This is a genomic window from Paenibacillus sp. FSL M7-0896 (assembly GCF_037975415.1).
GTDB lineage: Bacteria > Bacillota > Bacilli > Paenibacillales > Paenibacillaceae > Paenibacillus_AQ > Paenibacillus_AQ silagei.
The window spans coordinates 5286766-5301536 of record NZ_CP150250.1; the positions used below are offsets into that span (position 1 = coordinate 5286766).

Annotated in this window: 19 protein-coding genes and 1 tRNA gene; 11 read left to right on the forward strand and 9 right to left on the reverse strand. The window is 47.3% G+C overall.

The window, feature by feature from the left end:
• Positions 1-89: 89 nt before the first annotated feature.
• Entirely contained in the window at positions 90-1832 is a 1743-nt protein-coding gene (locus MKY12_RS22710) for a sensor histidine kinase (protein ID WP_339310983.1), read from the reverse strand.
• Positions 1829-3343: a response regulator gene (locus tag MKY12_RS22715; RefSeq protein WP_339310984.1), complete on the reverse strand. Its 1515-nt coding sequence runs from the start codon at positions 3341-3343 to the stop codon at positions 1829-1831. Before MKY12_RS22715 ends, MKY12_RS22710 begins: the two co-directional genes overlap by 4 nt.
• Before the next feature lie 699 nt (positions 3344-4042).
• On the opposite strand from MKY12_RS22715, the gene MKY12_RS22720 reads away from it, so the two are divergent.
• The 4 genes from MKY12_RS22720 to MKY12_RS22735 all read left to right on the forward strand — a co-directional run bounded on the left by MKY12_RS22720 (position 4043) and on the right by MKY12_RS22735 (position 6714).
• Positions 4043-4423, forward strand: a complete 381-nt coding sequence (locus MKY12_RS22720) for a hypothetical protein (RefSeq protein WP_339310986.1) — start codon at positions 4043-4045, stop codon at positions 4421-4423.
• Between the two features lie 85 nt (positions 4424-4508).
• Positions 4509-4712 carry a helix-turn-helix domain-containing protein gene (locus MKY12_RS22725; protein WP_339310988.1) on the forward strand — a complete coding sequence of 68 codons (204 nt, stop codon included), beginning with the start codon at positions 4509-4511 and terminating at the stop codon, positions 4710-4712.
• Positions 4713-5149: 437 nt separating this feature from the next.
• Entirely contained in the window at positions 5150-5419 is a 270-nt protein-coding gene (locus MKY12_RS22730; protein ID WP_339310989.1) for a helix-turn-helix domain-containing protein, read from the forward strand.
• A gap of 77 nt (positions 5420-5496) precedes the next feature.
• The gene (locus MKY12_RS22735; protein WP_339310991.1) at positions 5497-6714 is read left to right on the forward strand and encodes a tyrosine-type recombinase/integrase; all 1218 of its coding nucleotides are present in this window, start codon (positions 5497-5499) and stop codon (positions 6712-6714) included.
• A 168-nt stretch (positions 6715-6882) separates the two neighbouring features.
• Here the strand turns inward: MKY12_RS22735 and MKY12_RS22740 are convergent.
• The 3 genes from MKY12_RS22740 to MKY12_RS22750 form a co-directional block, all read right to left on the reverse strand.
• A tRNA-Leu gene (locus MKY12_RS22740) sits at positions 6883-6968 on the reverse strand.
• A gap of 186 nt (positions 6969-7154) precedes the next feature.
• Complete coding sequence (locus MKY12_RS22745; RefSeq protein WP_051477936.1) at positions 7155-7631, reverse strand: WGxxGxxG family protein; 477 nt, start codon at positions 7629-7631, stop codon at positions 7155-7157.
• 75 nt (positions 7632-7706) lie between these two features.
• Positions 7707-8393 carry a M15 family metallopeptidase gene (locus tag MKY12_RS22750; RefSeq protein WP_036724183.1) on the reverse strand — a complete coding sequence of 229 codons (687 nt, stop codon included), beginning with the start codon at positions 8391-8393 and terminating at the stop codon, positions 7707-7709.
• A gap of 178 nt (positions 8394-8571) precedes the next feature.
• Here MKY12_RS22750 and MKY12_RS22755 point away from each other — a divergent pair, with 178 nt between their 5' ends.
• Positions 8572-8733, forward strand: a complete 162-nt coding sequence (locus MKY12_RS22755; protein WP_339310993.1) for a hypothetical protein — start codon at positions 8572-8574, stop codon at positions 8731-8733.
• Positions 8734-8775: 42 nt separating this feature from the next.
• On the opposite strand, the gene MKY12_RS22760 is transcribed toward MKY12_RS22755, so the two are convergent.
• A complete protein-coding gene (locus tag MKY12_RS22760; RefSeq protein ID WP_036724184.1) occupies positions 8776-9111 on the reverse strand; it encodes a YolD-like family protein in 336 nt (111 codons plus the stop codon).
• Positions 9112-9340: 229 nt separating this feature from the next.
• On the opposite strand from MKY12_RS22760, the gene MKY12_RS22765 reads away from it, so the two are divergent.
• On the forward strand, positions 9341-9766 hold the full coding sequence (locus MKY12_RS22765; protein ID WP_036724186.1) for a GNAT family N-acetyltransferase: 426 nt from the start codon (positions 9341-9343) through the stop codon (positions 9764-9766).
• Between the two features lie 87 nt (positions 9767-9853).
• Here MKY12_RS22765 and MKY12_RS22770 read toward each other — a convergent pair whose 3' ends face one another.
• Entirely contained in the window at positions 9854-10456 is a 603-nt protein-coding gene (locus tag MKY12_RS22770) for a hypothetical protein (RefSeq protein WP_036724189.1), read from the reverse strand.
• 200 nt (positions 10457-10656) lie between these two features.
• Between MKY12_RS22770 and MKY12_RS22775 the strand changes: the two genes are divergently transcribed.
• A complete protein-coding gene (locus MKY12_RS22775) occupies positions 10657-11148 on the forward strand; it encodes a PH domain-containing protein (RefSeq protein WP_036724191.1) in 492 nt (163 codons plus the stop codon).
• A gap of 17 nt (positions 11149-11165) precedes the next feature.
• On the opposite strand, the gene MKY12_RS22780 is transcribed toward MKY12_RS22775, so the two are convergent.
• On the reverse strand, positions 11166-12641 hold the full coding sequence (locus MKY12_RS22780) for a glycosyl hydrolase (protein ID WP_339310996.1): 1476 nt from the start codon (positions 12639-12641) through the stop codon (positions 11166-11168).
• 162 nt (positions 12642-12803) lie between these two features.
• Here MKY12_RS22780 and MKY12_RS22785 point away from each other — a divergent pair, with 162 nt between their 5' ends.
• Complete coding sequence (locus MKY12_RS22785) at positions 12804-13244, forward strand: NucA/NucB deoxyribonuclease domain-containing protein (RefSeq protein ID WP_209871837.1); 441 nt, start codon at positions 12804-12806, stop codon at positions 13242-13244.
• Positions 13245-13372: 128 nt separating this feature from the next.
• Complete coding sequence (locus MKY12_RS22790; RefSeq protein ID WP_339310998.1) at positions 13373-13519, forward strand: hypothetical protein; 147 nt, start codon at positions 13373-13375, stop codon at positions 13517-13519.
• A 47-nt stretch (positions 13520-13566) separates the two neighbouring features.
• On the opposite strand, the gene MKY12_RS22795 is transcribed toward MKY12_RS22790, so the two are convergent.
• Positions 13567-13722, reverse strand: coding sequence for a hypothetical protein (locus MKY12_RS22795; RefSeq protein ID WP_155991357.1), 156 nt, complete (start codon positions 13720-13722; stop codon positions 13567-13569).
• Between the two features lie 169 nt (positions 13723-13891).
• Between MKY12_RS22795 and MKY12_RS22800 the strand changes: the two genes are divergently transcribed.
• Together MKY12_RS22800 and MKY12_RS22805 are read left to right on the forward strand one after the other, a co-directional pair.
• Positions 13892-14068, forward strand: coding sequence for a YjfB family protein (locus MKY12_RS22800; protein ID WP_076076056.1), 177 nt, complete (start codon positions 13892-13894; stop codon positions 14066-14068).
• Between the two features lie 161 nt (positions 14069-14229).
• Positions 14230-14754 (forward strand): ImmA/IrrE family metallo-endopeptidase, encoded by a 525-nt coding sequence (locus MKY12_RS22805; RefSeq protein ID WP_339257578.1) that lies wholly within the window; start codon positions 14230-14232, stop codon positions 14752-14754.
• Positions 14755-14771 lie beyond the last annotated feature (17 nt).

A 14771-nucleotide genomic window follows, 5' to 3' on the forward strand; every position in this document is an offset into this window, starting at 1 on the left:
CAGAAATACAGAAGATTCCTTGCAAAAAACAATGATGTTCATGAAGGAAAGCCATATCTCAACGCAAAAAAAGAAGGCCGATGGCCTTCTTAACTCTGAATTGCTGGAACGTCAATCATAACGGTGGTCCCTTCGCCTTCTTGGCTGGTAAACTGAATGCCTCTGGAATCATCCCCAAAAAATAAATTCAGCCGTTTGTTGATGTTCCCAACTCCGTATCCGCTTCCCTGATACTTGGAGTGCCGTTCCTCCCGCTCCCGTATTCCCGCCCCGTCATCTTCAATACTTACGATCAGCCTGTCCTGCTCAAGACGACCGTTGATCCTTATCGTCCCTCTCCGCCCCTCTGTTTCCATAATCCCGTGCACGATTGCATTCTCTACTAGCGGCTGCAATGTAATCTTAGGAAGCATACAACTTAGAGCTTCGTCATCTACCTTAACTTCAAGCTTAATTCTCTCTTTATAACGGTTCTTCTGAATCTCCATATAAATCTTGCAGAGCCGTACTTCGTCTCCGACAGTAACGAAATCCTTGCCTTTATTGAGTACTAATTTATAGTAGTCCGACAGGGCATGAATCACCTTCTGGATATTCTCTACCTCTTCCTTCTGAGCCATCCAGTTGACCATATCCAGCGTGTTATATAGAAAATGAGGGTTGATCTGTGACTGTAGCGCTTTGAGCTCCGCCCCCTTCTTTTCCTGCCCCAGCCTGAACTGCTCCTCCATCAGCATTTGTACACTGTTGATCATGTAATTATAGCTTGAAATCAGATGACCCAGTTCATCGGTACGCGGTTCAAGGTCAAGTGTATTCAGCCTGCCCTGGCGCACCTGGCTCATCTTGTTCATCAGTAGAAAGATGCGCCGCGTAATCGATCTGGTGATCGGAAAAATAAAGGCAAAGATGAATAGTCCGATTACGGCGTAAATACCCAGCATCTGCCCGCGGATCTTTTGGATGATCGACATGGCTGCACTGGACGGAATCACGGATACCAGAAACAGGTTAGTGGAGTCAATCTGATTCCCGCGTGCCAGATAGGGTCCGCTCTCAAGGTGAAACTCCGAATAACTGGAACCACTGTTCAAAGTATATGGCAGTCTCATCTTGGCCAATTCTTCTTCGCTGCCGCTGCTTGCAACAATCTCTCCTTCAGCAGTCACCACATAGACCAGTTGTCCGGGGACAGACGCCTGCAGTGCCTCAGTAATCTGTCCCAAATCGATGTTGATCATGACGAATCCGACAGGCTCCATATAGTTATTCTCATTCCACAGCGCCCGGCCCAGCGTCAGATACTTTTTCGGATTGAGGAAATTGTATTTGTCTTCGAATATAAGCCAGGTTGACCTTCCCTTTGCCTTCAGAAAGGTTTCCGTCCATTTCTGGCCCTGGACTTGGCTAAGCGGCCGGTACAGAGAGGCCTTGCCTGCCATTATGAACCCATCATTAATGAAGTACATGATATTGTTGAATTGCGAGTCCGACTCCAAAATCGAGGTGTAGGAGGTAACATCCTCGAACATTGAGATTTGCTTCCATATTTCCAGATGATCCGGGTTCATCGAGAAGATGGAATTAATGTCTTTGTTTACAACAATCATTGAAGAGATTTCTTCGATATGTGACATTCTGCTTGTCAGCACAGACAGCGTCTGCTCATATGTCTGATTATTGGCATAGCTTTGCCGGTCGAGTGCGTATTTGAGTATTTCATGCTGGGATACAAAATACGTAATCATCAGTGGAATAATACCCACAACGAGAAACATAAGAATTAGCTTCTTACGGATGGACAGATTCCTGAACAGTAAGAGTGCCTTCATCGGAGCTTCATCTTTCTGAATTCCACCGGTGTTACGGAGGTACATATCCTGAATACCTTTGCAAAATAACTGGGACTGGCAAAGCCGCACAGCTCCGAAATCGCGTTCATTTTATAATGCTCATTCATGATTAGCTTCTTAGCCAGCTCGATCCGGTAATCCCTGATGTATTGGGTGATAGTCGTTCCTGTGTCCTGCTTAAACAGCATGTTAAGATGGGCAGGGGACATGAACATATGCTGACCAATCTCTAGCAGGTCCAAATCTACCTTACCGACATGTGAAGCGATATAGTTCATTACGTTGGTTATGGTATGGGAGTACTTGGAATCCTTATCTATCTCCGTACAATAGATTTTGCAGACTCCTTGAATATACACTCTGATTTCCTCCAGTGTAGTGAACTCGGATATCTGTACATCGACATCATTAATATCGTATATCCCATCCAGTTTAGCTAGCAGCGCACCTTTCTCCTGAATAATCGCCCGGCCCAGAGACGAAAACAGGGAATATACCTGCTCGCGCGGAGGATGTTCCGTAACGGTAAATTGTCTGCATACCGAGTCAATCCATTCCATAAGCCCGGAAGGCTGGCTCTTCATCAGCATATAGAAATCCACAAATAGCTGCGGGCTAATACCGGACTGGGCATTATGCCATTCCTGACTTGGATAATAATGAAGGTCAGGATAATAGAAAAATTGATCCAGTGCCTTTTGCACGTTGGCATAGCTCTGATTGAGCTCAAAAAGGCTTGATACCCGGCTTCCGATCCCTACGTATTGATGCTCACTTCTCTGGATCAGTTGCTTTGCCAAGACTTCGATCCGGTCCATCTTGAGCCTGTTAAGCGCCAGCACGAATACAAACTCCTCCTTGCCGAGATGATCGCCGACAGCATGAACACCCTGCTCGCTCCAGAAGGCTTTCACATATTCCAGCAGTTCCGGCACATGGCCTGCTTGTCTCGGGCTGTATACCAATAAGCATAGATAACTAGAATTCACCGGGAACTTCGCCTCTTCACATTGCTGCCTGATCCATTCCGGATCCACCGTACCTTCAATCAGCAGACGCGCGAGCTTTTGCTGCTGCAGATTCTTTTTGGTGCTGAGGTCGTTTATGAGCCTTTTACTCCTGTGTACAGACTGGACTGTCTTGCGAATGGCTTCCTGCAACTCAGGGAGCTTGATCGGCTTCTCAATATAATCTACCGCGGACAGCCGTATCGCACTCTTCAAATAATCAACATCCAAGTATCCGCTCATGAACAGCAGCTTACTGTCCGGGCAATGCTCACCCAGCTTCTCCGCAAAATCAATCCCATTAAGCTTCGGCATGCGGATATCTGTCAGCACGATTTCGGGCTTATACTGGGTTGCCAGCCGCAGCGCTTCCGCCCCATCCCTGGCTTCGAGGATATTGCTGATCCCGAACTGCTCCCACTCAATTGAATCGATCAAGCCTTCTCTGGTGTAATCATCGTCATCTGCTATTATTATCCGCATGGAAATGAACTCCTTAATTCAAGATTTCTGTAATGTATCAGGACCTGCAGAATAATTGAAAGCGCTTGTAAAACACCTTTGCTTGTGGGGTTAGCCACAAGCGATTCCCCCCTGCATTATCTAACTATTCTAAAAGCATTGTTTTGAGATTACAACCACTCATTATGAGCATTAATAGAAAAATATGAATAAAAAGCTTGCCTTTAGCCTGGATTTACTTTTTAGCAGTCGGGATAGTGTTAATCAAATAATCCTGTACAAGAGCAGAATTATAAGCAATATTTTAAAATTCACTCCTTGTCCAAAAGGCAACTTCGCCGAACTAGTATCGAGCAAGTGTGGGAACATCAGAGTAGTAAACACTGAGATTAACTATAACTATAATCTGATTTTGTTATAAATCCTCGATATTTCTCATTCACTAATTTAATACATATTATTACAATTAGGGTCTGTTAAGGTTTATCGTGATACCTATCTATGTTAAATAATTGAATTATAGTAGTACCTTGTGGTTGCCTCATTACAGGCATCAGTTAGGGGCTTTTCTATTTATGTTATTAATAAAATTTAAATTTTCTAAGACTTGGACACATCACTTAAATAACATTTAACCCTATATCAATTCTTTACATTTCTTTCATAAAGGTAGCATTTTACATCATTTTTCTCCATTTATAAAGAGAAGGAGGACGACAAATGGCTAAAGAAGAATTATATTTATCGGTTGAGAAGGCTTTCAGTAGCTATGTAAAATCGTGTATGACTTTTATGAGTCGTAATTTTTTTAAAATGCATGATCAAGAATTGCATCGTCTAAAATCGTTAGAAGAAATACAGGAGGGAACACTTGAGCAGATTAATTCTGAACATAATGATTACACTCTTATAGATGAGAAAGAATCATTATTCAAAGTTGTTCTGACATTAAGCTCCTTCGAAAAAAAACTTCTTTTCTTAAAGTTTCATGAGGAAAAACCAGATTGGAAAGTTGCAGAAATACTAGGAGTCAGTAGGCAAGCCATAACAAAATCCAAGAAAAAACTATTAATAAAAATAAAAGATATCTTAGATTCATAATCACAAATATTTCAATGGCATCTATTCGAAGTCCCCCAGCCCTTTTATTGAATTGAGCCAATATTTCTCTGAAGGAGGAACAACAATGAGAGAAGTGCTGGAGCTCCTAAAAATGTCCCAATCTGGTGATAAACATGCAGAAATAGAACTTATCAATAGATATGAAGGTCTGATAAATAAATTGTCCTGGCATAACGGAGTATTCAGCGAAGATTGCAAGCAACAATTAACTGAAGAATTTATTATGGCCGTTAGACGCTTCGATCTTAAACGCTATATTGATAAATAATTTGGCAATTGAGTTGCCTTTTTAATTTATTTGCTCATTTTATAACATAGGTGAATACACTCTCACCTCCAGTGCACTTTGAAAATTTTATAAATAAGTATTTCAAATACTTTACTCTGGTATCCGTAAAGCGGAAAGCGACGAAGCAGAAACGCCATGACACCTAATTTATTCGAAGGTTGAGCGATCACTTTCTGGCTTAAATCAATTTATGGTGGATTGATTCGCGATAATTTGCAAGAGTGATAATGATACTTCTGCCTGGCCAACGTAACTGTACTGGGGGCAGCCTGCTCGGATGAGGGGGAGTCTCTGTATTATTACAGAGCTATGATGTTGTTTAACCAACGACAGTTTGGAATACTTCTCTTAACAATTATTCAAATTACTTTCATCCCAATTATCTTTCCATTTGGAACTAAATTGGAGGCTTAAACATGAATCAATCAACTATTACAGTAAGCAATCAACAAGAAGCTTATGATTTGTTTTTTCATAATTATCCAGATATCGTAAATATTGCGGAGATGTGTGAAATGCTGGGAGGTATAAGTAATAAGTCTGCTTATAAATTACTGCATGAGAATAAAATAAGTCATTTTAGAATTGGCAGAACTTATAAAATTCCTAAAATCAATATCTTATTGTATCTAAATTTGTTCACTTTCAATTTTGAACACCCTCACTTTAACGCTTTATCGCATTGAATCACCACTTCCGTACGTGTTATAATTAATTCGTCAATGGTAGGATCAATGCGGGCTGCTATGAAGGAGGAATATTCATGGTAGCAGGCCACCTACAAGAAAAAAAAGGTCTTTTTTATATGGTCTTGAATTGCAAGGATGAAGAAGGCAAGAGAAAAACAAAGTGGATCCCTACTGGTCTTACGGTGAAAGGAAACAAAAAAAGAGCAGAAGCTTTACTATTAGAGACAAGGAGGGAATTTACTCTTCTTTTAAATACTACTGAGGATGAACGGATAGTTGAAGCAATTATCGAAGAAATGCCAACTGAAGAGCCAGTGCCAGTCGATCAAGGACCACTATTTTCTGTCTTCATGCTTCAGTGGCTAGCAATGATGAAACACCAGGTTGAATTTATCACTTACGCTTCGTACCACAATGTCATTACTAATCATGTTGTCCCTTACTTTGAAGAAAAAGGGCTGTTTCTCAAACAGCTATTACCATGTCACATACAAGATTACTACCAGTATGAGCTAGAAAAAAATGGAGTTACAACCAACACGGTTCTACATTATCACGCTAATATTCGCAAAGCGCTAAAACATGCTCTCAAAAATGATTTAATAAACACTAATCCGGCAGATAAGATTGAAAGACCAAAGAAAAATGATTTCATTGGCAGTTTTTACAACAAACAGGAGACTAATATTCTGTTTGAAAAAGTTAAGGGCGAACTGATAGAACTAGCAGTCATTCTTGCCGCTTTCTATGGATTGCGGCGAAGTGAAGTGGTTGGTTTGAAATGGACAGCTATAAATTTTGAAAACAAAACGATTAGTATTAGGCACACTGTAACCCCGGTTTATTTTGAAGGTCAAGAACACATCATTGAAAAGGACCGGGCTAAAAACAAACCAAGTCGCCGCACCTTACCTCTTGTGCCAGCCTTTGAGGAATTACTGCTGGGTTTTCGTGAGATTCAAGCTCTCAATAAAGCCATATGTGGTAAATCCTACTGCACTGATTACGAGGAGTATATCTATCTGGATAAGTTGGGACACCGAATTAAGCCGGGCTATATCACACAGAACTTCACTAGAACTCTTAAAAAACATGGTTTACGTCATATTCGCTATCACGACCTGCGTCATAGTTGTGCAAGCCTCTTACTCGCCAACGGAGTCAGTATGAAAGAAATTCAGGAATGGCTGGGACATAGCAATTATTCTACAACAGCCAACATTTATTCTCATTTGGAGTATAGTTCCAAAGTATCTTCGGCATCAACGATGAGTGGTGTTCTGATCTTTTAATAAAAAAGACCGCATTGCCCTCAATAATACATGAGAGTCATGCGATCTTCTCCTCGTTCTCTCCTACGGAAAAAGGAGAGAACTGCAGGAGAGAACTCGATAAAAAATTCTCTCCCAAGCTGTTTTAAAAACCAAGGTTTTTCGGAAAAAACCCTTATAAATCAAGGATGCCGAGGACGGGGGTCGAACCCGTACGGTACTCACGTACCGCAGGATTTTAAGTCCTGTGCGTCTGCCTGTTCCGCCACCCCGGCATGTTATGATGCGCGAACTAACGCGACAAGAAATATAATATCATGTATCCGGGGGATACGCAATTCCTTTTTTTAATATTGTTGCAGACGCAGCAAACAGCCCGCTCAGCCGAGACTGACACGGGCCTTTTGCTCGTCTTACCGAATCGGATCTGGTCAGATCCGTTCTGCTGTGCGCTGCTCGGACTAGTGGCGGTCACGCTCACCAGTTCTGCTGCGCATGCCGGCCAGACCCAGGAGGCCTAGGAGACCAAGCCAGCCCCAGTTGGAGCGGTTGTCGTTGTTGGTGCCTGTGGTGGTCGTGCTCTGTGCCCGGTAGCGGCCCGTTGTGTTATTGTTGGACAGCGGGGAGACGGAGCTGTTGTCGCCGGTACGGATTTTGTCCTTCATGATGGATTCGGTCTTGTGCATCGAATCTCTGGTCTCATTCATCATGGTGTTGCCCCGGCTATCCATCATACGGTCATCCAGATTGCCCATATTCCCCATGTTGCCCATCCGGCCGTCAGTCGTTGTGCTGTGCATGCCCGGAGCGGTGGTGCTCATAACGCCCGGAGTCGTAGTTGTCATACCGCCCGGCGCTGCTGCGGAGATGTCACCTGCTCCGAGCAGACTCATGGACAGGACCGTACCGCAGGCAAGACTTGTGATCAGCTTGTTCAAAATGTTGTGCCCCCTTCATGGATGTGGTTAATCGCTGATAATTTCCCCATCCGGGACAGCATCTATGCAGAGAAGTTATTCCTTCACAATGTTCACGGTCTTGCTGGACGCATTATACGTGACCTTGGCTCCAAGTGCTTCCGCAATCGCTCGTACAGGCGCATAGGTTACTGCCTCGTCCATGACGCCGGTCGTCAGCTTCTTTCCATTGAGCGTAATATTTACCGGGATATCCTTGTTCACCTCTGGCTCACCTCCGGTTATACGGCTTAGTGCGGCTGCACTCTGCTGGGCAGTGGGCCGTCGGCCTGCCTTCAGGTCCTGGATGCTAAGGCCGAAGCTCATCTGCAGATGAGCGTAATCCTTGAAGGAGGTCCAGTCCCCGCCCCATTCGAATCCCAGCTTCTTCCCCTCCTGCACCACCTCTTGCCAGTCTGCCACCTTGTCGCCATCCCCGTCACGTTTCATATCCCAGGACACATTCCTGCCATCCGGCAGGAGCAGCGCAAAGTCTATTGCCAGTCCGTAATTATGGTAGCTGTCGCCTCCCCGGGCATTGGTTACAATGTCGCCCTTCTTGGTTCGCCCTTGAGCATATAGCTCATTCTGCTGCGCTATCGTGCGCATGCCCTGCGTAATGAGAATCGGTACCCCCCGGTTATAGCTCCGTCTAATCAGCTCGTTCGCCCCGGCCAGTACGGCCGGATGCAGCTTCGCCAGCCTTGCGGCGGACTTCTGCTTGACCTGCTCCAAAGTAAGCATCTACTCACCCCCTGGTATAGTAAATGCCCGCTTAGGCCGGATTGCTTGCACCAATGACCGTTTTTTTCACAAAATAAGCTGTGCAGCGTCCTATCTCCCCGGATGAACTGTGCGCCTACAGGCCAGAATAAGAAGACAGACCGTAAGTCAGGTCATTCAAACGAAAAGGGGGATGAACATGGAGATACACAGCGACAGCTACAGAATAGCCCCGCTTAGCTATCAGGAGGATGTGGTGGAGGTAATCCGCCAGGCGGAATCGGAGATTGCCCGGATGACCGGGAACCCGGAAGTCACGCTGATTGCCTATGAGAAGACGGATGGACACCGCAGCAAGTAAATGAAGCGTGCCCGTGCTGATCCCAGGCAGATAGCTTACCTTTTAGACAATATAAGCCTCCACAATGTCATCTACAAGCAGCCACTTCCATTCCTCCGCCCACTGCAGCTTGAATTCCCGCGAGTGGGTGTGAATGGAGGTCACGAACCCGCTCAGCTTCACCTGCTCCTGAGGATCATACAGCACCAGCGTTACCCGCACATGACTCCGCAGCGATAAGGCCAGCGTATGCTCAATCTCTTCCAGCTTCTGCTCATCCAGAACCGGCCTCAGGCTATGCCAGGTCTCCCGTTCGTCCCTCCTGATCCCGCCCTTATGCTCCGTCAACATGATTCGGCTGCTCTCCCGCAGACCGCCCGCTTCAAGCTTCTTGCCCATTGCTATTCCCCCACTCTGATGTTTATAACCCGGACTACATCATCTTTCCGCTCATGAACCGAACGTATGTTTGTATTATATCCGCGATCCAGCTTGTTAGGCAAGCAGAAATTAATGGGTTGAACTAGCACCACACCTGCATTGAAACAGCCATACTGTGGTTCTAGTAATTTCGCTAATCTGATGCCATCATTAGGGGAAAGGGGTAGAAAGGACGGAGATGATATTTATGATTAGAGCAGCAAATGTGGAGGATCGAGAGGGTATTTCCAGACTATTGACGCAGTTAGGTTATCCGGATACCGAGCTTTATATGAAAGAGAATATAGAAAGACTTCTTGCTGACCCCAATGAGGAGTTAATGGTCTATGAAGCGGAAGGAGGTGTTATCGCCTGTCTTTCCCTGCATTATATCCCGCAACTGGGCCTGAGAGGAGATATCGCCTCCATTAGTTATCTGGTTGTGGACTCCTCAGCTAGAAGTAAGGGAATTGGACAGGAATTAGTGGAATCCGCTTCAGCTTCCGCCACCCGAAGAGGATGTGCCAGTATCCAGGTTCATTGCCATGCCAGAAGAATAGCGGCTCATACATTTTATGAAAGACAAGGTTTCAGGGAGGCCCCAAAGTACTTCTCAAAAAGATTGGACCAATAATTCAATCGGCAGCAAAAAGACGCCTACAGTAATGCTGTACAGCGTCTTCATCTGAATCCTTTGGCGTATAAGAAGTCTTGTCTCTGCTTATTTCACTGACGAAGTCCCTGCGCTTCCAGCACCCGGTTCCTGCTTGGCATCTGTGCCTGCATCTGATACGGTTCCCGGTACGGCTTGCTCCGGTTCAATCAGTCCGGCGGCTTCTCTGGCTTCATTCAGCTTGGAGATGCCGTAGAGCATCGCTATGTCCGCCTGCTCATTCATCGTGTTGAATTCCTCAGCGGTCACATCAGGCGATACTGCGCCCTTGGAAGCCTTCTCCTTGATCTGATAGGCACTCTGGAAAGCGATCACCGAATCTCTAAGCAGCTTCTCGATCGTATCCGGCAGGCCACCCGCAATCTTGATATCGTTCACATGATCTGCAAGCTGAGATGCGGTATCCTGGAAGCTGTCCACAGCCTTCTCGAATTCTTTGTCTGTCGCTTGTCCGGTGGAATAAGAGGTTAGCGTGGTGTTGAAGTTCTCTAGCGAGGATTTGCCCATTTCGTCGAATTTCGACATTTCATTGTAAAAGTTCTGTACCGTCTCCTGTACCTCTTCCGGGGACGCCGGTTCAGCACTGTTATTGCCGCAGGCACTGAGTATCATGACGGCCACTAGCAGTCCTGCAAGTAAAGCTTGTCTCATAGTTAATATCCCTCCACTTAACAGAATAATATCGATTTTTGTTAAGTGCAAATGAAATTAATGTAAAATTCGGCGCAATGAAACATATGTCAGCAGTTAAGCGTATTCATAGGGAGAAACGGCGGGCCATAACCCGTTGATGACTGGCAATTCCTGTTATACTATAATGAATTCATCTGTTCAAGGAGAGGAAGATTATCATGGCTTATTGCACAGCATGTGGTGCGGAATACAAGGAAGGTGCCAAATTCTGCGGGGAATGCGGGGCAGGTACAGAAGAGGCCGGTTCTCCGGCAGCAGCACGCCGTCCGGCGGCTGGCCATAGCTCCGGTCCCGAAAAAGAATTATGGCAGGGCAAGCCTGCCGGCATCTCCGACCGTCTCAAGGGGCTGATCGGACTGAATACCACCAAGTATACGATTACGTCCCAGCGGATTATGGTGAAGAGCGGACTGATCGGCAAGGATGTCGAAGAAATCGAGCTGTTGCGGGTCAATGATTTCTCTGTCACTCAGTCGGTTATGCAGCGTATGCTGGGCATCGGGACGCTGATCATTTTGTCGGATGATGCTTCATCTCCACAGCTCCCCTTCTATAGAATCCGTAAGGTTCAAGCTGTCAAGGATATCCTGCGCCAAGCCGTCCGTGACGAGAAAATCGCCAACAACATCAGCTACCGCGAGCATATCTGACGCTTCGTTACACTTGGTTATGGAAGGTAGAGGGCTCCTGCCGGAATTACGCCTTTGGCCTGGCTGGGGCTCTCCCACATCAGTACCGCCCGCGCATCCCCCTGGTTCTCATAGTACTCCACCTTCAGCTCATGCAGCTTCCCTGCAATCAGACTCACTGTGCCTTGCCGCTCCTGCCCGCTCTGCTTAATCCAGCTGTCAATAATCAGCTTCCCGTCGATCCATATCCGGATTCCGTCATCTGAATACGAGTAGATCGTATAGGTCTCACTGTAGGCAGCGCTTATTCGACCGCTCCAGCGTACGGAGAACAGATCTGCGTGAACGGCCGGATCAGGCGCCGCCTGCCTCCAGACGAAGTTAATATTGGCATCTGTCCGGGTGAGGGCAGGCGTGCCGATAAGTGTAATATTGTTATAATACTGCCCATAGAGGCCCGGCTTGGGGAGTACCCCTCCTGAAGAAGCATACGCCGCAGCCTTGGCCGAATAATCATCTCTGGAGAACACGGCACTATTCTTCATAAAAGCTTGAATTACTGCATCCTTATTGCGCTCGTACAGCATCTTGCCCCAGGTCATCTGGTAGCTCCATTTGTTCTGCGTGCCTGCCAGCACAGCTGGCGGAGGAAGCTCCCCGTTCTCGCCGATGGCGATCAGCTTGCCGCGCCCCAGGTCCCACAGCGTATCATGATGGCTTACCTTGTAATCCCCCTCGAAAATATCTGCTGCCAGCACATCCACTCTGCCGCTGCCCGGATAATACTTCGCCGGCTCCTCACTATTCTTGTTCTTGGCATTCGGACTCCATACCCACAGCAGATTGTGCAGCTTATGATAGACGGTGTACCGCTGGAACATGATCTCCCAGAGGGTGACGAAGGAGGATTTCTGCCCCCACCAGAACCAGCCGCCGTTCATCTCGTGGTAGGGTCTCCAGAGTACGGGAACACCGGCGTCATTGAGCTTTTTCAGGAAAACAGCTACCTTATCCAGCTCAGCAATCATTGCCGTATACTCTGGCGTTCCCGGTGTGATGTACTTGCTGAAATTAGCTTCGCTGAGGCTCATGGAGACATTCGTCCAAGCTGGAGCGCTGCCCGGCAGGTTGGCATGATAGGTCATCGCTACGATCCCCCCGGCCTTGTGCCAGCGGATCGCACTGTCGGTTACGCCCTGCCGCTGGCTGCTGATGAGCTTCTCCGTCTGGTTGCTGATCGGCCCCATCTCATAGCCGTGCAGTCCGGCATAGCTGCCAGCCGTATTCTTAAGCTTGTTGTTGATATCATCCGGGCTCTCCAGGTAATCATGCTGACCGCTGATCATTCCCTGGCCCTGCAGCCAGTACAGCGTCTCCAGCAGCTTCCGTGCAGGCGCCCCCAGCTCCGCGTCAGCGGGAGACATCTGTATTTTGCGAAAAGCCGCTTGCCACTGCACATCACCTATCAGCCGCGAGGCTGAATCCAGCAGGTCCCTGAGGTTGCGCTGTTCCACATTTTCCACCATCCTTTTCCTTGTGTTTGTACATATTATGACGAATTGTGGAACTTCAGCACGGCAAATGCACAGAATTCGGACTGTCGCAATCCGGTATTCTTACGCTATACTATTCAGGGCATAGGCATTATACCCATACCCACTTACAAAGGAGCAGATATGAAAGCCAAAAAGTCCATCATCAGTCTCATCATTATCGCCCTGCTCAGTCTTGCCGCCTACCTGCTGGAGGAGAACGGGCAATGGCTGCCGCAGACCCCTTCTGCGAATCCTTCGGAGGTCGTGAAGCTGAAGTTCCCGGCAGACCGCTACCCGGAGACCGCGAGGCACATCCAGAAGGCCATCCGTAAGGGAGAGTCGGCCATCTGCACGATCAACCGCAAGGAGGCGGAGGAGAACCGCAAGGCGTCTCTGAAGGGAGTCCCCACGAAGAAAGGCTATGACCGGGATGAATGGCCGATGGCCATGTGTGATGAAGGCGGAGCCGGGGCGCATATTGAGTACATAACACCCAGTGATAACCGCGGAGCGGGAAGCTGGGTCGGCAATCAGCTGGAGGCGTTCGCAGACGGTACGCGTGTGGAGTTTATTTTCAAATAGGCCGGCCTGTGGGGGATGTTGTTCAATTTCACTGCGATAAAGCGTAGAATGAAATGGGATAATATAACTTAGATGGAGAGCCGGAAGTGTTCTATATCTGTTATCGGGGCAAACGGCTGTACGGCCCTATGTCCGAAGCTGAAGCCTTACAGGAATGGTTCGCGCTTGCAGGAACAGTCAAGGAGCTCTATATTATTGAAACCGATGCAGCTACAGGCAGAATCAAACGCCAGATCGGGCCAACGGTCCGTGCTCATAAGAAGAAAAAGAAATAGCCCTATCCGGCACAGGCCGGACAGGGCTACACTGGCTATAGGCGGTTCTAGAACAAACAGGCTTTAGTGATGATAACCAGCAGAATGAACAGAACCAGAATGGCACCTGTCGAAGTCCAAGGGCTTACTACCGGAACGATTGGAGGTCCCTGATTCACTCCACCTACGTTATTTCCACAACCGCAACCATACTCTGCTCCCATAATTAATTCCTCCTCTTGAATATTGAATACAGCACAGAATATGTGGAATTCCGCCCCGTTGCATGGGCCAATTGGCAAAGAAATGCCTTTTACCTAACGGACAGGCGTCCAGTAGTCGATATAGAGTATGAAGCAATAGCTTAACAACAAATGAAGGGAGGAATGCCGGATGGATATTGCTGCATTATCCGTAGTGATGAGCCAGTCATCCTTACAGCAGGCCGCAGGGCTGCAGGTGATGAGCCTTGCCAAGGAGCAGGCGCAGAGCAGCGCCCAGGATATGGTTCAGATGCTGAGTCAGGCCACGCACCCCACCTTGGGAAAAACACTTGATATTCGGGCGTAATTCCTTTATGCTTACATACATAGGAACACCCGTTCCATATTTCAGCCGTTGAAGAGTACGTGCTGAACTGCTGCTTAGCCCTTAAGGGCTTTTCTTTTGGCCAATAACACGAACATACGATCTTATATATGGGGTGATTGATTATGCAAGGCTATTATCAGATGACCGCTTTGGAGAAATGGACAGAGGATCTATACCAGCGCATTGGCGTCCGCAAGCCGGCCGATATCTCCATTGATTACATAGCGAAGCAGCTCAATATCTGGGTACACTATCTGGATGTCAGAAGCAAGGCGATTGAGGCTGCGGCCGGAATGTACAGTATGTTCATCGACAACCGCCTCCCTCCCGAGCTGCAGCGGCTGGAATTCCTCCACGAGCTCTGTCATCTGCTGCGGCATGCCGGCAAGTCTACGCTTATGCCCGGAGTGTTCACGCAGGCGCAGAGAGATGAATCCGACCGGTTCATTCTGTATGCCTCCATGCCCTATAGTATGATTTCCGCGAATACGCTGCCCGAGCTTCGTGAGGATGCCGTTGCCGAGCTGGCTGTAGCGTTCCAGGTTCCCGTTCCCCTCGCGCTGCAGCGGATCGACCAGATCCAGAGACGGATTTTCCAGGGGCAATTAATGGCTGTTATGGAACGTAACGAAGACAGAAATATCATCCACAGACATATTCGCTAAGCGCTGCGGGGATAATA